Genomic DNA, 20,299 nt, shown 5'->3' with positions numbered 1-20,299 from the left:
CACGCCCGTGCCGAAGGTCAGGGGGACTAGCATTGACCGGAACGACGCCCCAGGGCGAGCAGCACCCGGGCGCCGCCGCGCGGGCGGTTCGCGCCTTGCGCGGGCTGCGCCATCTGCGCGGATGGGCACCGCTGGCCAGTCGTGTAGCTGGCCGCACCGGCGCCTTCCGCGTCGCCAACGACGGTGTGTGGATCGAGGGTGAACTAAGCTCCTTTATCGAGCGCCAGGCTTATCTGTTCGGCGGCTATGAGCGCGACGAGATCGCCGCTTTTCTGGCGCGCATCCCCGCCGACCGTCGGGGCACGATCCTCGACATCGGCGCCAATGTCGGCACCCATGCGCTGCAGTTTTCGCGCGCCTTCGATCAGGTGCACAGCTTCGAGCCGAATCCGCTCATATTCGGTCGGCTGCAACGCAACCTCGCGCTCAACGCCGCGACCAACGTCACGCCGCACCCGATTGGCCTCGGCGCACAGCCGGGCAGTTTTCAGCTCTATTCGCCCGCCGGCAACAATGGTGGGCTCGGCACTCTGGTCACCGTCGACCAGTATGACGCCCCGCTCGAAGCCGTGGCGACGGTGCAGGTCGAACAGGGCGACGCGTTGCTGTCCCGCCTGAATGTCGGTCGGATCGATGCGATCAAATGCGATGTGCAGGGCTTCGAGATCGAGGTTCTGGAAGGTCTGCAGCAGACCATTCAGCGGGACCGCCCGGTGTTGTGGATCGAGCTGGGAGGCGGCGCGTGGATCGCTCCGGCAGATGCCGCGCGCATCGTCGCACTGGTGCCCGAAGGCGCGCGCTTCTATCGTATCACCGGTGCGCGCACGGCATTGCGCCATTCGGTGACGCTCGAGGAGAGCCCGGCCGACCGGCTGACCGCTGGCGACTATGTCGTCATTCCTGAGCGCGCATGAGGACGCACGGCGCGGGACGACCCATGCTAATTGCGGGAACATCGGGTTGCATCGCAGTTCAGAAGCAGGGGCCGTTCCGGTCCGGTAGACGGGGTTTCTGATGGCGAATATTGGAACCGACGCAGTCGCACTGTTGCGATACCTCAGCCAGCATCCGGTCGGCGCTCGGCGACCCGTGCGCGCGCTCGCGAACTTCATTTCCTGGCAGATCCGCAGCCGCCTCAACCCCGGCAGCCATGTCGAGCCGTGGGTGGCGGGAAGTCGTCTGGTGGTGCAGCGGGGCATGGTGGGAGCCACCGGCAACCTGTATTTCGGGCTCCATGAATTTTCGGACATGGGCTTGTTGCTGCACCTGCTGAAGCCCGGCGACTTGTTCCTTGACGTCGGCGCCAATGTGGGCACCTACACCGTCCTCGCCGGAGCGGTCCGAGAGGCGCGCTGCCTGAGTTTCGAGCCGGATCCCGAAACGGCGACCAAGCTGCGCGCCAATCTGGCGGCGAACGCCATCGCGGATCGGGTCACGATCCATGAAACGGCGTTGGGCGCCAGTGACGGAGAGATCGCGTTCACCGTCGGGCTCGACACGATCAACCGCGTCGCCAGTGCGGAAGAGCCGCATCGCATCGTGCCGATGGCGCGGCTGGACAGCCTGATCGGCGATATCGAGCCGGTCCTGATGAAGGTCGATGTCGAAGGACATGAGGATGCGATGTTCGCCGGGGCGCAACAGGTGCTCCAGAAACCGTCGCTGCTCGCGATCATGACCGAATCGGCCGGGCCGGAGACGCTGGCAAGCTTTGCACGGTTCGGGTTCGAACGACGCTTCTACAACCCCTGGACCCGTTCGCTTTCTGCCGATCCCAATCCGTGGCACGACAACAACATGCTGTTCGTGCGCAATATCGACGCGATCATGGATCGCGTGGCGGCAACGCCCGCGATCAAGCTGTTCGGGCTGCGTTTGTGATGAAATCAGCGCGCCGCCAGGGCCAAGATGACACTGCATCGCCCGACGGGCGTGCGCGACGTCCACGCATCGCGTTTCTCAATTCGCACCCGATCCAGTATTTCGCGCCGCTTTATGCGCACATCAACCGCACTGGCGCGTTCGAAGCCATTCCGATCTATCTCTCGGACGTGAGCCTGAGGGGCGAGTTCGATCCCGGATTCGCGCAGAAGGTGGCGTGGGACATCGACCTGCTGGCGGGTACGGATCCGATTTTCGTCCGGAATGCGAGCAGGCACCGGCCCGAACAGGCGCTCAGGCTGCTTGCGCCGGATGTGTGGAGCATCGTGCGCAACGGGAATTTCGACGCGCTGGTGGTGCACGGCGGCGTGCTCGGCGCAAACTACATCGCTATTGCCGCCGCCAAGTCGAAGGGAATTCCCTGCTTCGTTCGTGGGGACTCGCACGGCAGCCTGAAGGCGGCCGGCTGGAAGACAGCGCTCCGCTCGATCGCGATCCGCGCCTTTTACCACAGCGTCGATGGCCTGCTCGCGATCGGCAGCAACAATCGCGATTATTATCGCTCGCTCGGTATCCCGGACGAGAGGATTTTCCATTTCCCCTTCTCCGTCGACAACGCCCGGGTTGAGGAAGGGTCGCGGCTGTCGCCCGGGGAACGCGCGGCCTATCGTCAAAAGCTTGGCATTGCGGACGACAGGCCGATCGTCCTGTTCGCGTCCAAATTTCTGGCCCGCAAACATCCCGATCATCTGCTGCAAGCGTGCGCCCGACTTGCCGACGAGGGACAGCGGCTTGCGCTCGTCTTCGCGGGTGCCGGGGAAATGGAAGCGTCGCTCCGGTCAGCGGCTGCAGACACGCCACAGCTTCAGACGATCTTCACGGGCTTTCTCAATCAGACCGAGCTGCTGCCCATGCTCGGTGCCTGCGATATCTTTGCCCTTCCGGCCGAAAGTGAGCCCTGGGGCCTGATCATCAACGAAGCGATGTGCGCAGGGCTTCCGATCGTCGCCTCACGTGAAATAGGCGCGGTAGCGGACCTGGTGCGCGACGGCGAAAACGGTCATTGCTTCGATGCCAATGACGTTGTCGGCCTGTGCGACGCGCTGCGTCCGATCGTGGCCGATGCAGAATTGCGGCGTTCCATGGGCACGCGCAGCCGCGAGATCATCGCGCAATGGTCCTTCAACGAGAATGTCCAGGGCCTCCATGACATCTTTGGCACGCGGCATGCTGTCGGCGACTGATCCCCGTCGCCCGATCCGCGCCGTCATGGCGACTGAATTCTGGCACGGGTCGACCGGCCGCGCGCTGGCGCAGGGGTTGCGCCGCGAAGGCTGGGATGTCGCCGAGGTCGATCTGGGGTCCTATCTCGGTCGCGCGCACGGCCTGATCCACCGTATCGCCAACCGCCTGCTCAGCCCCCGCGGGATCGCCGCATACAACCGCGAGATCCTGGACCATGCCGCGCGGGTCGATGCGGAGGTGCTGGTCACCGTCAAGGGCAGCTACATCACCACCGAAACGCTTGCGACGCTGCAACAGCGCGGGGTGCGCACGGTGAATTTCTACCCCGACGTTGCCTATAATCACGATGGCTCGTCGCCACAGGCCTATGCCCGCTACGACCAGATCGTCACGACCAAGAGCTACCATCTCGACCATCTGCGCGAGACCTATGGCGCGGATCGGACCGGGTTCGTCCATCACGGCTATGCCCCCCTGGTCCATGCCCGGCAGCATGAAGGCGACGTCCCCTATCGCTGGGACATTTCGCACATCGGCAATTTCTCTCCGTACAAGTTCAACCATATGCTCGCCGTTGCGCAGGCATTTCCCGAGCGCACGATCGCGGTGATCGGCAATGGCTGGTCCGGGCCGGCCCAGGGGACCGCGCTCGAACGCCATGTCCTTGGCTATCCGTTGGTCGGCGATTATTTCGCCCGCGCGATCGAAGAAAGCCGCATTAACGTCGCAATGCATCACGGCCCGGTTCCGCCCGATGGGTGGCAGGACGTGACATCGACCCGCACCTTCGAGATTCCCGCGGCGGGCGGCTTCATGCTGCACATCGACAATGACGAGGTGCGTTCGCTGTTCGTGCCAGGTGAGGAAATCGACATCTTCGCCGACACCGCATCGCTGTGCGCGCGGATCGGCTACTATCTCGACCACGACGACGACCGCCGCCGGATCGCTGCCGCAGGCCATGCGCGCTGTGTCCCGGCCTACAGCCTCGATGCGCGCGCCGGCGAGCTTGCCGCGCTGCTGCGCGCCCGCGGGATCGTGCGGGGCGGCGCATGAGCCACATCGCGTGGCTGCGTGCGCGGCTGACGCCTTCCTATCTGCTCGGTTCCAGCCCGGTCGCGACCTGGTTGCGCGGCGCAGGCTGGATCTTTGGATCATCGATGGTCGAGCGCGCAGCGGCGCTCGTCCAGACCATCCTGATCGCGCGCGCGATCGGCGCGGACGATTACGGTCGCTATGCGCTGCTGCTCAGCACCATCGCGCTGGCCTCACCGATTGCCTCGCTGCAGCTGCCTTACTCCGTGATCTCAATCGTCTCGCGCTTCGCCGAGCGCGATCCGGCGCGGGCGGGCGCGGTGATGCTGCTCGCCGACCGGCTGACCTGGGGCCTCACCCTCGCCTTTTTCGCGCTCTGCATACTGTGGCCGGCCGGCCTTTCCAACTGGCTGCTCGGTGAAGGACAGCATGGCTGGGCGGTGATCTTCAGCGGCGTGATCCTGCTCACCTCGGTCCAGGCCGGGCTCAGCGACGCGCTGCTTCAGGCGAAGCAGGAATTTCGCGTGCTCGCGCTCGCGCGGTCATGGACGGCTGCCGCAGCCTTCGCGCTGCTCGTGCCGGTAGCCCTGTTCGCCCCGAGCCTGAATTACGTCATGGCGGCGGTTGCGGCGGCGAATGTCCTGCGCCTGCTCGCCGTGGCGATCCCGGCGCAGCGTCATCGCCGGGCATTGCGGTCAGGTGTCGACCTGCGTGCGGCGTTCGCCCATGCCGGCGTCATCTTCGCCTTTTCGATCCCGAGCGGACTGCTGTCGGTGGTGCAGGGCGGCGCCGCCTGGCTTGGCAACTACGTCCTGTCGCGCGCGCCCGCCGGCTTCACCGATCTGGCGATCATCAATACCGGGGTGCAGTGGCGGCTGCCGGTCCTGATGGTGATGGCATCGCTTGCCTCGGCGATCCTGCCGATGCTGGGGGCGTCGATCGGCAAGCAGCAGCATGGCGACGTCCAGCGGCTCCAGCGCTATAACATGGTCGTCAATCTGGGCCTCGCGACCCTGTTTTGCGCGGTCGTCATCGCCGCGTCGCCGTTGATCCTCGCGCTCTATGGCGACAGCTTCCGGGACAACAACTATTTGTTCGCACTGATCGTGATCGCGGTGATCCCCACGGTCTATTGCAACGTGCATCAGCAATTGCTCGTCGCGCGCGGGACGATGTGGACGCAGCTCTGGCTGTCGCTGCCCTATGGTGCGATCGTCATCGGTGGAACCATGTGGTTCAAGCAGACGCTGACCGGCGAAATTCTGGCCTATATCCAACTCGCTGGTTGGGTGGTAACGGCGGTCGCAATCGGGGTCTGGGTTCGAATCGACCGGCGCGCGCCAGTGGAATCGCCAGAATCACAGTCGAATTGAGGCAGCTCAAGCGCCTGGCTGCTTTGGGGAACGGAAAGCATGTGCGGAATTCTGGGTTGGGTCGGAAAGCGGCCGCTGGAAGTCGAGCGTTATCGCGCCGCACTCGACCTCATCGCGCATCGCGGCCCTGACGGCGCGGGCGACTGGAGCGATGCCGAGGCGGGCGTGTGGTTCGGACATCGCCGCCTGTCGATCATCGACTTGAGCCACGCCGGCGACCAGCCGATGCATTCGGCCGACGGCCGCTATGTCCTGATCTTCAACGGCGAAATCTACAATTATGTCGAGCTGCGGCAGGAGCTGATCGCGCTCGGCGCCAGCTTCACCTCGCACAGCGACAGCGAAGTGATCATCGAAGGGTATCGCGTCTGGGGCCGCAAGGTCGTCGACCGGCTGAACGGCATGTTCGCCTTCATGATCCTCGACCGTCACGCGCGCACCATGTTCGGCGCGCGCGACCGCTATGGCGAAAAGCCGTTGCTGTTCGCGCGCGGCGACGGCTTCATCGCGTTCGGCTCCGAGTACAAGGCGCTGCTGACCCTGCCCGGCATCGGGCGCGGTTATGACGATTTCCGGGTGCTGCGCGCGGCGGTGAACCCCAGCAAGGGTCTCGACGCCGATCGACAGACGGTATTCGACGCGGTCGAGCAGTTGCTGCCGGGCGAAGCGATCGCCTTCGACCTTCAGCGGCTCGAACCCGAAATCTGGCGCTATTATGCGCCGCGCTACGACGCCAGCCGCGCCACGGCAAAGGACGCCGACGTCTTCGCCGAATTCCGCGAGCTGCTGACCGATTCGGTCCGCATCCGGCTGCGCAGCGACGTGCGGGTCGGCTCGTGCCTGTCGGGCGGGCTCGATTCGAGCGCCATCGTCTGCATCGCCCGCCAGCTCATCGGCGACGATGCCGAATACAATACCTTCACCGGCCATTTTCCCGGCACGCCCGCGGACGAATATCACTTTGCCAAGGTCGTGATCGACGCGACCGGAGTGAAAAGCCATCTGGTCGAACCGACGGTAGACCGGCTGATCGACGATTTGCCCGATTTCATCTGGCACAATGAGCTGCCGACCGGCGGGTCGAGCCAGTTCGCGCAATGGTGCGTGTTCCACCTTGCCAAGCAGCATGACGTGACCGTGCTGCTCGATGGCCAGGGGTCGGACGAGCTGCTCGGTGGATACGAGACCTATTTCGCGCTCTATCTCGACAGTCTGCGCGAGACCGGCGACCGCGCGCGGCTCGACAAGGAGATGCCGCAGATCGCGGCGCGCTACCCCGGCGTGCTCACCCCGCCGTCACGCGCGCTGCGCGACCGGCTTCCCTTCCGCCTGCGCCATCTACTCGCCAACCGCATGGGCAAGGGATCGAGCATGCTCTATGCGATCGAACCGGGCGTGGCGCAGCGGATCATGGCGCAAAATGATCGCACGCGGCAGGACCAGTTCCACCCCCTCGCCAGCGCGCTGGCCGAGGACAGTTTCGGCGGCTTTCTGACCACCCTGCTGCGCTATGGCGACCGCAACTCGATGGCGCACTCGCGCGAGGTGCGCCTGCCCTTCTGCGACCATCGCCTTGCCGATTTCGCACTGTCGCTGCCGCCGCATCTGCTGATGGGCGAAGTGCAGACCAAACGCGTGCTGCGTGAAAGCATGCGCGGCATATTGCCCGAGGATATCCGCGCGCGCTGGCGCAAGCAGGGATTCAACCCGCCCCAGGATCTGTGGTTCAAGTCGCCCCGGCTGCAGACCATGGTGCGCGACCTGTTCGCCTCGCAAAGCTTCCGCCAGTCGCCATACTGGCAGGCCAATTACTGGAACCGCGTTCTCGACCGCGCGGTTGCGGGCGAGGCCGGGTTGGGCTGGATCCTGTGGCAGCCCTTCATCATCGAAAGCTGGCGCCGCGAGTATTTCGACCGGCTCGATGCCGCCGCGCCTGCGGCAACCCTTCGCTCCGCTGCGTAGTTCGGGCAAACCGCCACCGCGTTTCCAACTCACGCAGACCGCAGGGCTTCATTTCATGCTGAATGCCGAATCGCGCCATCTTCCGCTCCAGCGCCTGTTCCGTAAGCCCGTCGGTGAGGCCAATGGCGAGCGCGGGCTGCTGACGAGCCGTTTCGCCATGCCGGCCGACGTGAAAGACCGGCGAATGGCGCGCGTCGACCCGTGCGCGACCACAAGTTCTGATCGAGGGTGATTGCAGTGCGCTGCCTGTTCATATCCGACGTTTCTTCGCGCGCGGGCGGCGTATATGGCCTGCGCGCGGCATCCTTTGCCCGCGCCATGGCGCGCCGCGGCCACCAGATCCTGCTGCTCTCCCCGACTCTCGATCCGGCCGAACCCACCCTGTCCCCGGCAACCATTCGCGATCGGATTGCCGCGCATGACTGGGCGGAACCGTTAAGCCTGGAACTCGCACCGCGTGAAACGGCAATGCTCCGCCTGCACCGGTCCTCCGCGCTGCCGCAATCGCTCCGGCGCCTCGCCACCGCCTGGCTGATCGCCGCCGAAGGAGGCGTGCATGGCGACTGGGTCGCGGCGGCGCGCGCGGCGCATCCCGCAATTCTCGACGGCTTCAAGCCCGAGATCGTCTGGGCCAATTTCGGAAATCTGAGTAATCTCGTGGTCGGACAGCAGCTGGCGCGCGCAGCGGGCGTGCCCTGGACGATCGACTTCAAGGACAATTTCGCCAGCTACGTCCCAGGCCGCCTTCATGGCGTGCTGCAACGCCGCTTTGCGGATGCGGCCGCCTTTACCGGCAACGCCGAGCTGCACGCCGATATCGCCGCGCGCTGGTTCGCCCAGCCGCATGAGGTGATCTATTCCAGCATCGCCCCGGCAATGATTGCCGCACCCGACAGCCGTCCGCGCAGCGACAAGTTCCTCGTGACGCTGATCGGCAGCACCTATACCGACGAGTTCCTCGAACGCTTCCTCTCCGGCTTTGCGGCCTGGGTGAAGGCGGGGGGGACCGAGCGCCGCGACGCCACGCTGTTCCATTACGCTGGTGCCGCCGACAATAATGTCCGCGCCGCGATCGGCCGCTCCGGGCTGGAGTGTGTGGCGACGGTCGAAGGAAACGTGCCGCACGACCGGCTGGCACGGCTGTGTCACGACGCGGCGGTCAATTGCTATATCTGGGCGCCCTTCGGCTTTCACCACAAGGCGCTGGAGCTGATGGCGTGCCGCCGACCGCTCATCAGCTTTCCGGGCGAACATCCCGAAACCTTCGTGCTGGCCGACCGCGTTCGCGGCGACCTGCGCACCTGCACCGACGAAGCGCAGCTGATCGCGACGTTCGATGCCGTGTGGCAGGACTGGCGCGCAGGCCGGATTCCCGCAACCGATCCCGATCTGTCTTCGGTCACCTGGGACGCGGGCGCGGGCCAGCTCGAACGGATGTTCGCGGCCGTCCTGGCGCGCTGACTAGGCGACCAGCCGGGTGAGCAGATCGGAAATCCGCGCGCGGTAGGCGGGCAGCGCGAAATAATCGAGCCCGTCGGGCACACCCTTGGGCTGGTCGAGCGCCCGCACGATCGCCGCCTTGAGGCCTTCGCGGTCGCGCGGATCGACGACCTGGCCCAGCTTGCCCTCGCGCACTGCTTCGCGACCGCCGTCCAGGTCGCTGGCGATCGCCGGGATGCCGCACGCCATCGCCTCAAGGAACACGAAGCCGAACCCCTCGCCGGTGCTGGGCATGGCATAGGCGTCCGCCAACCGGTAGGTCGCCACCTTTTCCGCTTCCGGCACCATCCCGGCGAACACGACGCGATCCGCCACACCCAGCGCCGCAGCCTTGGCCTCCAGCCGCGCGCGATCCTCTCCCTTGCCGGCGATCAGATAGGTGACATCGGGAGCCAGTTCGGGAAGCAGTTCGATGATCTCGTCGAACCCCTTGTAGCGTTCCCGGGGATCGAGCCGACCCAGCGTCAGGATCACGCGCTTGCCGGTGAGGCCGTAACGCGCTTCCAGCACGGGGTCGCGCGGTCCGGGGGCGTAGCTGGTAAAGTCCATCGCATTGGGGATCACCACGCACCGGGCCGGATCGACCGGACACCAGCTGCGGAAGCGCCCCAGCGTCAACGCGCTCACGCTGACGATCGCATCGGCGCGCAGTCCGAAGAAGCGCCGCCGCGCGCTTGCCACGGCCGGCCACGCCTCGACCCCGTGCAGGCACAACGCCCAGCGCGCACCGGTCAGCTTCGCCGCGGCCCATGCGATCGGGGCAAGACCGATGTGCGGCACGATGATCGCATCGAAGCGCCCGGACAGCACATGGCCCAGAACCGTGCGCAGATAGGCGGCGCGCCCGGTCAGCCCGCGCAGGTCATAGTTCAGCTTTGGCGGCAGCGGCCCGATGGCACCGCGGGCGACCCGCGGTGGACACACGATCTCGGCGACGCGGTCGTCCGCGTCGAGCGCCTCGATCAGGTTGCGGCTGAACAATGCGATCCCGCCATGCTCGCCATAGGCGTCGGTGGCGAGATACAGCACGCGCAATCCGCGGCGGGGGTGATCGGCCAAGTGCAACTCCTCTGCGATCCGGCCCGCGCGTGGCCGCGTCGCCACCTAACCCGCTTGCGGTGAATTGCAAGCGCTGGACCGGCGGCGCGCTTGGCAACGCTGGTGACGACGGTTAAGGACCGCCCGGTACCGTCGAACAGGGGGATACGGAGTTTTGTTCAGTACCAGTCGACCAGGTATGCGAAATGCTGCCTTGGCCGTCCTTGTCGCGGCGATCCTGTTCGGCGGAGCGTCGCGGATTGAGACTGGGGGCGCATTTCTCACGAGGCTGGTGACGCTCGGGGCCTTTATCTGGCTCGTGTGGCGTCGCGGATCGACCCCGGTCCGGATCGAGCGGCCCGCCGGGTTGCTATGGTTCGCACTGATCGCATTGGTCCTGATCCAACTGATCCCACTTCCCTTTGCGCTGTGGACGACGCTGCCGGGCCGCGAGCTGGCGAAAGCGGCACTGGATCTGGTCGGCGAACAGCCATGGGGCGCGATCAGCCTGACCCCGATGCGAACGGTCGATACGCTGCTGATGCTGCTGTGCGCGTTCACCGCCTATGTGCTCGGCGCCCAGCTCGACGCGGCCGGACGCTCCACCCTGCTGACCGTGATTCTGGGACTGATGGTCGCCAGCGCGTTGCTGGCCATCGCCCAGTTCGGGGCGGGGCCGCAGAGTTCGCTCTATTTGTACGCCATCACCAACAGCGATTCCGGGGTGGGCTTTTTTTCGAACGCAAACCACCTGGCCAATTTCCTGAGTGGCGGGATCGTGCTGATCGGATGGTGGCTGGCCGAGCGTGTGGCGGAACGGCGTGCGCCCGCAACCGGAGAGCTGTTCGTCGCGGGGCTCGCGCTTCTGCTGCTGCTTGTGGCGATCTACACCACCAAGTCGCGCGCCGGGGCGATCTTTGCGCTGATCGCGCTCGGCTTTGCGTTCATGCAGTTGCCGCTGCGCCAAATCGGAATCAATCGCCGCGTGGCTCTGATCGGTGGCGGCGGCGTGCTCGCGGTTGGCGCGAGCGTTTTGGCGCTGTTGTTTACCGGCACGCTGGCCAGCGGCGAGTTCGGCTTTGCCGAAGGCGAAGAGAGCCGCGTTTCTCTGGTCCCGGAACTGCTCAGGATTGCGCGCGATTTCCTTCCCTTTGGCACCGGGGTCGGCAGTTTCGATTCGATCTATCGCAGCTACGAGACGCGCGACGGCCTGCAGTTCGGCTATCTGAACCAGGCGCATAATGAATATCTGCAAATCCCGATCGAATTCGGCATCTTCGGGGTTGCCGCGCTGATTGCCTGCCTGATCTGGTATGCGCGCCGCGCATGGCAGGCGTTCCGGGGCGAGCCGGAAAGTTTGACGATCAACCGGCAACAGCGCGCCGCCGCGATGGTGATCCTGTTCGCGATCGTGCATTCGGCGGGTGATTATCCGCTGCGCACCGATGGTTTTGCCGTCTATTTTGCCTTGCTCTGCGCCCTGCTCACCCCGCCGAGCGTCCCCCGACGGCAGGGCGGCGGGCGGATCGGCCGCGCGTCGGGCCCCCGTATCGGCAACACGATCCCGGGGCTTTCCTATTCGTAATCCCACCCTTAAAGATGTGCGTCGCAGGGGTATGCGGCGCGCAGCTCGACACCGATTGATGGAGGCCGTTATTAACGCCCGGTTCCTTACCCTTATCACGATGGCCTGTGCCGTTTCGGCATGTGCGTCGAAGCCCAATTTCAAGCCGGAGCTGGCCACGGTAGCGCAAGTGTCCGAAGGACTTCCCGCACCCACGGCGGCCGATTCCTCGCCGCGTCAGCGGGCACCGCGGATCGGCGCGTTCGACAAGTTGACCGTGACCGTGTTCGGTGTACCCGAACTGACAACCACCGCGGCGGTGGATGCCAGCGGGACGTTCAATCTGCCCCTGATCGGGTCGGTGCCGGTGGAGGGTCTGACCTCCGCCGAGCTGGCCGCCGACTTGCGCCAGCGCTTTGCCCGCTATGTCCGCAATCCGCAGGTCAATGTCGTCATCGACGAGGCTGTGAGCCAGCAGATAACGATCGACGGCAGCGTCACGCGTCCCGGCATCTATCAGGTATCCGGCGAAACGACACTCATGCGGGCCATCGCCATTTCGGGTGGCCTGACCGAGGATGCGCTGAAGCGCGAGGTGCTGATCTTCCGGACGGTCGAGGGGAAGCGCATGGTCGCGCGGTTCGACATGAACGACATCCGCGGCGCCCGTGCCGAAGATCCCGCGGTGTTCGGCAACGATGTCATCGTGGTGGGCAGCGATTCGAACCGGTCGCTGTTCAAAGACGCGATTCAGGCCGCCCCGCTGCTCAGCCTCTTCTACATCCTAAAGTAAGGGTCCGACCTTCCATGAACGACATCACCGCGCAGCCCCGCTCCCCCGAGGGGCGCCAGCTTGGTGCGAACGGGAGTTCCGACCCGACGCTGAGTGCGCTCGCACAGGATGAGCGGCGCGAAAGCCCACTGACCCATTACCTGCAGATTTTGGTGCGCCGGCGCTGGTTCATCGTCGCCACGGTGCTGCTTGCGATCACGGTAGCGGTTTACATCAACGCGACGACGATCCGCCTGTATCGCTCGACCGGCTCGATCGAAATCGCGCGTGAGACGGCGCGCGTCATCGACGCGGATGACGGCTCCGCCAAACCGGCCTTTTTTTCGCAAGAATTCTACCAGACCCAATATGGCCTGCTGAAAAGCCGCGCGCTTGCCGAGTTGGTGGTGCGCAAGCTGAACCTGACCAACAATCAGACCTTCATGTACGGCTATTCAGGTCGCGACCCGGAGCAACGCTCGCGCGCATTGGGCGCCGATCAGCGCAGGTCGCTCGAACGGGCCGCTGCCGGAATATTGATGGCCAACCTGACCATCGAGCCGACCCGTTCGTCGAGCCTGGTGTCGATCAGCTTTGACAGCCCAGATCCCGAGCTGTCGGCGCGGATCGTCAACACGCTGTCCGAATCGTTTATCGAACAGAATCTGGCCCGTCGCTTTGCCGCATCCAGCTATGCGCGCAAATATCTGGAAGACCGGATCGCGCAGACGCGCGCACGGCTTGAAGAGTCCGAACGCAAGATCGTGGACTATGCGCGCAGCCAGCGGATCATCAACCTCGATGCGCCGAGCCAGCGCGAAGGTGGCGGCACGACCGCCTCGCCAAGTCTGGTAGGATCGGAACTCGGGGCGCTGAGCACCGCGTTGAACACGGCCAAGGCCGAGCGTATCGCCGCCGAGGCCCGCTACAATCAGGCCCGTCAGAGCGGTCCGCTGGCCGCCGCCGAAGGCCTGTCCGACAACACGATCACCGCGTTGCGCGGGTCTCGCGCCCAGCTGATGGGCGAGTATTCGAAGCTGCTCGCCCGGTTCGAGCCGGAATACCCCGCCGCACAGGCGCTGAAACGCCAGATCGACGAGATCGATCGGCAGCTGCGTGCTCAGGGCGGCAACGTCCTCGCTTCGCTCCGGTCGAACTATGAAGCGGCAGCCGCGCGCGAAGCGCAGCTGCAGACCCAGGTCGACGGGCTCAAGGAAGGCGTGCTCGACCTGCGCAGCCGGTCGATCCAGTACAATATCTACCAGCGCGACGCCGATACCAACCGCTCGCTCTACGATGCGCTGCTGCAGCGCTACAAGGAGATCGGCGTTGCCGGTGGCGTCGGAACCAACAACGTTTCGATCGTCGATGTCGCGCTGCCGGCGCGCGGGCCGATCAAGCCGCGCACGACCATGAACCTGTTGCTGGCGACGATGCTCGGCCTGTTCCTGGGCGCCGCACTCGCCTTCATCGTCGAACAGCTCGATCAGTCGATCATGGCGCCGGACGACCTGGAGTGGAAGCTCGGCATCCCGCTGCTCGGCAGCATTCCGCGCCTTCCCGACTCGGAAAATCTGCTCGACGCGCTGGAGGACCGCCGCACGCCGCTGGCCGAATCCTATCTGTCGCTGTTCACGGCATTGCGCTTCACGACCAGCCATGGGGCGCCGCGCGTGATCTTCATGACCAGCTCGCGCGCAGCGGAAGGCAAGTCGACCAGCTCGGTCGCCCTTGCCCGCAACTTCGCCCAGCTGGGCAAGAAGGTGCTGCTGATCGATGCCGACATGCGCGACCCGTCGATCCACCATATGCTCAAGCTGGCCAACAGCGGCGGCCTGACCAACGTGCTCGCCGGTGCGGAGGACCTTCAGCGCTATATCCAGCCGGGACCGCACGAGAAGATGGCAGTGATGACCGCCGGCCCGATCCCGCCCAACCCGGCCGAGCTGCTGGCGGGCCCCAACCTGCCGCTGGCGTTTGAAACGCTGCTCAAGACCTTCGACCATATCGTGATCGACGGTCCGCCGGTGCTCGGCCTGGCCGACGCCCCGCTGATCGCGAATTATGCCGAGGCGACGGTGTTCGTGATCGCGTCGAAGCAGACCCGGACCAAGGTCGTGCGCGTCTCCCTGCGCCGTCTGGCCGACGTCAATGCGCGGATCGTCGGTGCCGTGCTGACCAAGTTCGACGCCAAGACCTCTGGCTACAGCTACGCCTATAGCTATGAATATGGCGATCGCCGCGGCCGGCAGGGCAAGTCGTTGGCGAGCCGGATCCTGCGCGGCTGAACGGGCGTGTCATGACGCTGTTTGGGACCAAACCGGTGCAGCTGCCCACCGGCAGCTGGCCGGCGCGCATCGGCGCCGTGGTCATTGCCCTGCTGTTCATCGGGCTGCTGTTCCAGTCGCGGGTCGGGTTCATGCTGGCGCGGATCCAGCCCGACGCCGCGCTCGCGATCGCGCCGACCAATCCGGAAGCGTTGCGGGGCAATATCGACTACCGGCTGATGCGCGCCAAGCGCGAGGATCAGGCGGCCCTCACCGACCTCAGCCTTCGCGCGTTGCGGGCCGAAGCCTATAACCCGACCGCGCTGCGCACGCTGGGCCTGTTCGCAGCGTTCGACAAAAAGGATGCGCAGGCGGAACGGCTGTTCAGCATGTCGGCCAGATTCTCGCTGCGCGACCTGTTTACCCATGCCTGGCTGTTGGAAAACCGCCTGGCCAACGGCCGGTATGCCGAAGCCTTTTCGGAAGCCGACATCCTATTGCGGCAGCGGTCGACCAATTGGGAGGTGATCGTGCCGATGCTGGCGCAGCGCCTCAAGGACAAGCGCCTGATCGCCCCGATGGCGGATATTCTCGCCACCAATCCCAGCTGGCGCGGCATGCTGCTCCACAATCTGGCTGACGAGAAGGTCGATCTGGAAGCCGGGCATGCCCTGCTCGCGCGGCTTGCGGCCCTCGGCAGCCCGCCGACGATCGAGGAAGCATCTCCCTATTTCCAGCGCGCCGTGACCGAGACCCGGCTGCCGCTTCTCCACCGCCGCTGGATGGCGCTGCTTCCCCGAGCCACCCGGATCAAGGCGGCCGGACTGCTGCGCGACGGCGACTTTGCCGCACCGGATATCCCCCCACCGTTCGGGTGGCGTTTCCGGCCCGAGGATGGCGTGATCGTGGAACGGGGCGAAAGCCTCATCCCGGGCCAGGGCAGCGCGCTCTATGTCTCCTATCCGGGCGACCGACAGGTGACCTTTGCGGAACAGCAGCTGGTGCTTGGCGCCGGGCGCTACCGTCTGGCCGGACGCACGACCACCGATGCCGACCTGCCCGCCGGGCAGGTCTACTGGTCGCTACGCTGCGGAAGCGGCGCCAAGGAGAGCGAAATTGCCAAGCAACCCTTGTCGCCGGGCATCGATCTTCCGGATCGTTTCACCCTCACCTTCGACGTCCCGCCCGGCTGCATCGGACCCAGGCTCAGCCTGATCGGCGGAAAGAGCGAGACGATCGAAAGCGCCAATCTCTGGGTCGATGCACTCACGTTGACGCGCGTTCCATGACGCCGCCAACGCTGAAACGCCTGACGCATTCCGAATAATCACTTGCCTCGAAATTGCTGATCTGAAAGGGGACCGGCATGGCCAATGCACCGCGACAACGCGTTCTCATCGTGTTCGGGACCCGGCCAGAGGCGATCAAGCTCTATCCGCTGGTTCAGCGGCTGCGGGACGACCCTGCGGTCGATCTGCGCGTCTGCGTGACCGCACAGCATCGGCAGATGCTCGATCAGGTGCTGGCGATTGCCGGCATCGTGCCGGACCATGATCTCGACATCATGCTGCCCAACCAGTCGCTCGACGAACTCACCGCGCGGTTGCTGCGCGAGATCGGCCGCGTGCTCGACGCGGAGCAGCCCGATCGCGTGGTGGTGCAGGGCGACACCGCAACCGCGATGGTCGGCGCCCTTGCCGCCTATTATCGCAAAATCCCGGTATCGCATGTCGAGGCCGGCCTGCGCAGCGGCAATATCCACCATCCCTGGCCCGAAGAGGTCAACCGCAAGATCATCGGCACCATCGCCGACCAGCATTTTGCACCCACCGACACCGCACGCGACGCCCTGCTGGCAGAAAATGTGCCCGCGGAACGCGTCGAGGTGACCGGAAACACCGTCATCGACGCGCTTCACACGACCCTGGAGGCGATCGAACGCGATCCCGCGCTTGCGGCGCTGATCGATCCGATCCTTGCCCCGTTCGCGGACAAGCGGATCATCGCCGTGACGACGCATCGCCGCGAGAATTTCGGAACCGGGCTCGAAGCGATGGCCCGCGCCGTGGGCCGCATTGCCCAGCGTCCGGATGTCGCGGTGATCTTCCCGGTCCACCCCAACCCCAATGTCCGCGGCCCGATGCAGGCCGTGCTGGGCGGACTGGACAATGTCGCGATGATCGACCCGCTCGACTATCCCAATTTCGTCGCGCTGCTCGCGCGCTGTCACCTTGTGCTCACCGACAGCGGCGGGGTGCAGGAAGAGGCTCCGGCCCTGGCCAAGCCGGTCCTGGTGATGCGCGAGACGACCGAGCGGCCCGAGGGGGTCGCCGCCGGCACCGCTCGGCTGGTCGGGAGCGATGAGGAAACCATCGTCGCCGCGACGCTCGAGCTGCTCGACGACGAGGATGCCTATGCCGCCATGGCGCGCGCGCACAACCCGTTCGGAGATGGGAAGAGCAGTGATCGAATCGCACGGACCATCATCAATGCCCGCTGAAGCCCAATTGCGCGTCGGGGTGATCGGCCTCGGCTATATCGGCCTGCCCACCGCCGCGGTGATCGCGCGGACCGGCGCGCGCGTGATCGGCGTCGATGTCAGCCAGCGCGTGGTCGACACGATCAACCGGGGCGAGATTCATATCGAGGAAGCCAATCTCGACGCACTCGTGCATCAGGTCGTGTCGTCGGGCCACCTGACCGCCGCGCGGACGCCCGAGCCGTGCGATGTTTTCGTGATCGCCGTGCCGACCCCGTTCCATGACGATCACCGCCCGGATATCAGCTATGTGCTGGCGGCGGCCGACGCGATCGCTCCGGTCCTGAAACGCGGCGATCTGGTGATACTCGAATCCACCTCTCCCGTTGGCACGACCGAGGGGATGCGCGACCGCCTTGCCGCCGCGCGCCCCGATCTCAGCTTTCCGCACGGCTGGGACGATGCCGCGGACGTCGCCATCGCCTATTGCCCCGAACGGGTGTTGCCCGGGAAAATCCTGCACGAACTGGTCGCCAATGACCGGTCGATCGGCGGGATCGGGCGCAGCTGCGCCGATCGCGCGGTCGCCTTCTACCGCCATTTCGTCGAGGGCGAGTGCATCGTGACCACCGCCCGGACCGCAGAGATGTGCAAGCTGGTCGAAAATTCATTCCGCGACGTAAACATCGCCTTTGCCAATGAATTGTCGATCGTCTGCGACACGCTGAAGCTGGATGTGTGGGAAGTGATCCGCCTCGCCAACCGCCATCCGCGCGTCAATATTCTTCAGCCCGGCCCCGGCGTCGGGGGCCATTGTATCGCGGTCGATCCGTGGTTCATCGTGCATAGCGATCCGGCCAATGCCCGGCTGATCCGCACCGCGCGTGAAGTGAATGACGGGAAGATCGACTACAGCTTCGACCGCGCCGCCGCTCTGGCGGAGTCGGCACCGGGGGCAAAGATCGCCTGCCTCGGCCTCGCCTTCAAACCCAATATCGACGATCTGCGCGAAAGCCCGGCGCTCCGCGTCGCACAATTGCTTGCCGAGCGGTTCGGAGAGCGCGTGCGCCTGGTCGAGCCGCATATCGACACGCTGCCGCGCGCGTTCGAAGGGACGGGCGCGCAGTTGGCCCCGCTCGACGCGGCGCTGGCCGAATGCGACGTGCTGGTCCTGCTGGTCGATCATGACGCATTTAAGGCGGTGAGCCCGGCGCAGCGCGCTGGCAAGCTGGTCCATGACAGCCGCGGCATCTGGACCGAAGCCCGCGCCGTCATCAGCACGGGCGGCTGAACGATGTGCGGGATCGCCGGGCTGCGCGGGTCGTTCGCGGAAGGAACGATCGCGGCGATGAGCGCCCGGCTGGCGGCGCGCGGACCGGATAGCGACGGGCTGTTCGAGGACCGCGACGCGGGTATCGCGCTTGCCCATCGGCGCCTGTCGATCATCGACCTGTCGCCCGCCGGGCATCAACCGATGGCCGATGCATCGGGCCGGTTCGTGCTCAGCTATAATGGCGAGATCTATAATTACGCGGCCTTGCGCGCCGAGCTGATCGCCGCAGGGCGCAGCCTGCGCGGGCATTCCGACACCGAAGTGCTGGTCGAGCTGTTCGCCGATTCGGGGCCGGCGGCGCTGGCACGGCTCAACGGCATTTTCGCGCTGGCGATCTGGGACCGGCGCGATCGGGTGCTTTGGCTTGCGCGCGACGGGGTCGGGGTCAAGCCGCTCTACCTCGCCCGCACCCCCTCCGGCATCGCCTTTGCCAGCGAGCTGAAGGCACTTCTGGCGCTTCCGGACCTCGACCGGACGATCGATCGCACCGCGCTGCTCGCCTATCTCGGCTATCTCTATTCGCCGGGCGAGCGGACGATGTTCGCACAAGTGCGCAAGCTGACCCCCGGCAGCTGGCTGCGCATCGACGCGGCCGGTGCGGAGACGACCGGGCGTTTCTATACCCTGCCCGACTACGACCCCGCCCCGATGGACGAGGCAGCGGCGATCGCGGGCACGCACGACGCGCTGCGCACGGCGGTCGGCCGCCAGATGGTCGCGGATGTCGAGGTCGGAGCGTTCCTGTCCGGCGGGCTCGATTCGAGCGCGATCGTCGCGCTGGCGCGCGAGCATGTGTCGCAGCCGATGAACTGTTTCACCATCGGCTATCGGGCGGGCGACGGCGATGGCGACGAGCTGATCGCCGACCTTCCCTATGCCCGCGCCGCCGCCCGGCATCTCGGCGTCACGCTGCACGAGGTGAGCGTGGACGCGCGAATTGCCAGCGAATTCGAATCGCTGGTCTACACGCTGGACGAACCGCAGGCCGATCCGGCGGCGATCAACAATCTCAAGATCGCGGCGCTCGCCCGGCAACAGGGGATCAAGGTGCTGCTGGGCGGCGCCGGGGGCGACGATCTGTTCACTGGCTATCGCCGGCACCAGGCGGCGGCGCTCGACCGGACGCTGAACCATGTTCCTGGTCCAATGCGTGCCGGGCTCGGCGCGCTGGGCCGGGCGCTGCCGACCGGCAATACCAGGCTGCGTCGTATCGCCAAATTGCTCTCACCGATGGGTGAGTCGGCCGATTCGCGGCTGATGGCGCATTTCGAATGGCTGCGGCTGGAGGATGCGGCGGGACTGATGGCGGGAGACGGCGCCGCCCATGTCGCGGGCGCACGCGCGCCGATGCGCGACGCCCTCGACGCCTATGCCGTGCGCGATCCCGTCGAACGTGCGCTGCGGCTGGAACAGCTGTTCTTCCTGACCGACCATAATCTCAACTACACCGACAAGACCGGCATGGCGGTGGGCGTGGAGATCCGGGTGCCGTTCCTCGACCCCGATCTGATGGCCTTTGCCGCGCGGCTGCCGACCCGGTTCAAGCTGCGCGGCGGCCAGACCAAATGGGCGCTGCGCAAGGCGATGGAGCCGATGCTGCCGCATGAGGTGATCTATCGCCCCAAGACCGGATTCGGCGTTCCGCTGCGGTCATGGATGCGGCGCGAGTTGCAGCCGATGATGGCCGACGTGCTCGCGCCCGATACGCTGGCGCGACGCGGCCTGTTCGACGCCGCCGCCGTCACCGCGCTGCGCGACGCGACGCTGAGCGGGCGGGTCGACGGCCATTACGCGCTGCTGGCGGTGATGGCGGTCGAGCTCTGGTGCCGGGCGTTTGTCGACTGATCGGC

Annotated in this window: 16 protein-coding genes; 15 read left to right on the top strand and 1 reads right to left on the bottom strand. The window is 65.8% G+C overall.

The annotated features are described in order from the left end of the window. Window positions 1-32: 32 nt before the first annotated feature. The 8 genes from ACO05N_RS07365 to ACO05N_RS07330 all read left to right on the top strand — a co-directional run bounded on the left by ACO05N_RS07365 (window position 33) and on the right by ACO05N_RS07330 (window position 8,957). Complete coding sequence (locus ACO05N_RS07365; protein WP_422056513.1) at window positions 33-914, top strand: FkbM family methyltransferase; 882 nt, start codon at window positions 33-35, stop codon at window positions 912-914. Window positions 915-1,014: 100 nt separating this feature from the next. Beyond that, complete coding sequence (locus tag ACO05N_RS07360; RefSeq protein ID WP_422056512.1) at window positions 1,015-1,881, top strand: FkbM family methyltransferase; 867 nt, start codon at window positions 1,015-1,017, stop codon at window positions 1,879-1,881. Next, the gene (locus ACO05N_RS07355) at window positions 1,881-3,125 is read left to right on the top strand and encodes a glycosyltransferase family 4 protein (protein ID WP_422056511.1); all 1,245 of its coding nucleotides are present in this window, start codon (window positions 1,881-1,883) and stop codon (window positions 3,123-3,125) included. Before ACO05N_RS07360 ends, ACO05N_RS07355 begins: the two co-directional genes overlap by 1 nt. Beyond that, window positions 3,109-4,182 (top strand): CgeB family protein, encoded by a 1,074-nt coding sequence (locus ACO05N_RS07350; RefSeq protein ID WP_422056510.1) that lies wholly within the window; start codon window positions 3,109-3,111, stop codon window positions 4,180-4,182. The genes ACO05N_RS07355 and ACO05N_RS07350 overlap by 17 nt, the downstream gene beginning before the upstream one ends. Beyond that, window positions 4,179-5,534 (top strand): oligosaccharide flippase family protein, encoded by a 1,356-nt coding sequence (locus ACO05N_RS07345; RefSeq protein ID WP_422056509.1) that lies wholly within the window; start codon window positions 4,179-4,181, stop codon window positions 5,532-5,534. The genes ACO05N_RS07350 and ACO05N_RS07345 overlap by 4 nt, the downstream gene beginning before the upstream one ends. Window positions 5,535-5,573: 39 nt before the next feature. Continuing rightward, complete coding sequence (gene asnB, locus ACO05N_RS07340) at window positions 5,574-7,496, top strand: asparagine synthase (glutamine-hydrolyzing) (protein WP_422056508.1); 1,923 nt, start codon at window positions 5,574-5,576, stop codon at window positions 7,494-7,496. 55 nt (window positions 7,497-7,551) lie between these two features. Further along, window positions 7,552-7,728, top strand: a complete 177-nt coding sequence (locus ACO05N_RS07335; protein WP_422056507.1) for a hypothetical protein — start codon at window positions 7,552-7,554, stop codon at window positions 7,726-7,728. Between the two features lie 5 nt (window positions 7,729-7,733). Further along, window positions 7,734-8,957, top strand: a complete 1,224-nt coding sequence (locus tag ACO05N_RS07330) for a glycosyltransferase (protein WP_422056506.1) — start codon at window positions 7,734-7,736, stop codon at window positions 8,955-8,957. Here ACO05N_RS07330 and ACO05N_RS07325 read toward each other — a convergent pair whose 3' ends face one another. After that, window positions 8,958-10,055, bottom strand: coding sequence for a glycosyltransferase family 4 protein (locus tag ACO05N_RS07325; RefSeq protein WP_422056505.1), 1,098 nt, complete (start codon window positions 10,053-10,055; stop codon window positions 8,958-8,960). A 271-nt stretch (window positions 10,056-10,326) separates the two neighbouring features. Between ACO05N_RS07325 and ACO05N_RS07320 the strand changes: the two genes are divergently transcribed. The 7 genes from ACO05N_RS07320 to asnB (ACO05N_RS07290) all read left to right on the top strand — a co-directional run bounded on the left by ACO05N_RS07320 (window position 10,327) and on the right by asnB (ACO05N_RS07290) (window position 20,294). Beyond that, on the top strand, window positions 10,327-11,619 hold the full coding sequence (locus tag ACO05N_RS07320) for an O-antigen ligase family protein (protein ID WP_422056504.1): 1,293 nt from the start codon (window positions 10,327-10,329) through the stop codon (window positions 11,617-11,619). 58 nt (window positions 11,620-11,677) lie between these two features. Continuing rightward, window positions 11,678-12,391 carry a polysaccharide biosynthesis/export family protein gene (locus ACO05N_RS07315; RefSeq protein ID WP_422056503.1) on the top strand — a complete coding sequence of 238 codons (714 nt, stop codon included), beginning with the start codon at window positions 11,678-11,680 and terminating at the stop codon, window positions 12,389-12,391. Between the two features lie 14 nt (window positions 12,392-12,405). Continuing rightward, a complete protein-coding gene (locus ACO05N_RS07310) occupies window positions 12,406-14,658 on the top strand; it encodes a GumC family protein (protein ID WP_422056502.1) in 2,253 nt (750 codons plus the stop codon). Window positions 14,659-14,669: 11 nt separating this feature from the next. After that, entirely contained in the window at window positions 14,670-15,926 is a 1,257-nt protein-coding gene (locus ACO05N_RS07305) for a hypothetical protein (protein WP_422056501.1), read from the top strand. 77 nt (window positions 15,927-16,003) lie between these two features. Then, the gene (gene wecB, locus ACO05N_RS07300) at window positions 16,004-17,137 is read left to right on the top strand and encodes a non-hydrolyzing UDP-N-acetylglucosamine 2-epimerase (RefSeq protein WP_422056500.1); all 1,134 of its coding nucleotides are present in this window, start codon (window positions 16,004-16,006) and stop codon (window positions 17,135-17,137) included. After that, complete coding sequence (wecC, locus tag ACO05N_RS07295) at window positions 17,127-18,407, top strand: UDP-N-acetyl-D-mannosamine dehydrogenase (RefSeq protein WP_422056499.1); 1,281 nt, start codon at window positions 17,127-17,129, stop codon at window positions 18,405-18,407. The genes wecB and wecC overlap by 11 nt, the downstream gene beginning before the upstream one ends. 3 nt (window positions 18,408-18,410) lie before the next feature. Next, the gene (gene asnB / locus ACO05N_RS07290; protein WP_422056498.1) at window positions 18,411-20,294 is read left to right on the top strand and encodes an asparagine synthase (glutamine-hydrolyzing); all 1,884 of its coding nucleotides are present in this window, start codon (window positions 18,411-18,413) and stop codon (window positions 20,292-20,294) included. The last annotated feature ends 5 nt before the right edge of the window (window positions 20,295-20,299 follow it).

It is taken from the genome of Sphingomonas sp., from assembly GCF_965227385.1.
Classification (GTDB): Bacteria; Pseudomonadota; Alphaproteobacteria; order Sphingomonadales; family Sphingomonadaceae; genus Sphingomonas.
This window is presented reverse-complemented; position numbering and strand designations above follow the sequence as displayed.

Bases quoted from the DNA above. Each gene is read 5' to 3' on its own strand.
- ACO05N_RS07335 (WP_422056507.1), top strand. From the start codon at position 7,552: ATGCTGAATGCCGAATCGCGCCATCTTCCGCTCCAGCGCCTGTTCCGT.
- ACO05N_RS07355 (WP_422056511.1), top strand. From the start codon at position 1,881: ATGAAATCAGCGCGCCGCCAGGGCCAAGATGACACTGCATCGCCCGAC.
- asnB (WP_422056498.1), top strand. From the start codon at position 18,411: ATGTGCGGGATCGCCGGGCTGCGCGGGTCGTTCGCGGAAGGAACGATC.
- ACO05N_RS07345 (WP_422056509.1), top strand. From the start codon at position 4,179: ATGAGCCACATCGCGTGGCTGCGTGCGCGGCTGACGCCTTCCTATCTG.
- wecC (WP_422056499.1), top strand. From the start codon at position 17,127: ATGCCCGCTGAAGCCCAATTGCGCGTCGGGGTGATCGGCCTCGGCTAT.
- asnB (WP_422056508.1), top strand. From the start codon at position 5,574: ATGTGCGGAATTCTGGGTTGGGTCGGAAAGCGGCCGCTGGAAGTCGAG.
- ACO05N_RS07310 (WP_422056502.1), top strand. From the start codon at position 12,406: ATGAACGACATCACCGCGCAGCCCCGCTCCCCCGAGGGGCGCCAGCTT.
- ACO05N_RS07315 (WP_422056503.1), top strand. From the start codon at position 11,678: ATGGAGGCCGTTATTAACGCCCGGTTCCTTACCCTTATCACGATGGCC.
- wecB (WP_422056500.1), top strand. From the start codon at position 16,004: ATGGCCAATGCACCGCGACAACGCGTTCTCATCGTGTTCGGGACCCGG.
- ACO05N_RS07360 (WP_422056512.1), top strand. From the start codon at position 1,015: ATGGCGAATATTGGAACCGACGCAGTCGCACTGTTGCGATACCTCAGC.
- ACO05N_RS07350 (WP_422056510.1), top strand. From the start codon at position 3,109: ATGCTGTCGGCGACTGATCCCCGTCGCCCGATCCGCGCCGTCATGGCG.
- ACO05N_RS07305 (WP_422056501.1), top strand. From the start codon at position 14,670: ATGACGCTGTTTGGGACCAAACCGGTGCAGCTGCCCACCGGCAGCTGG.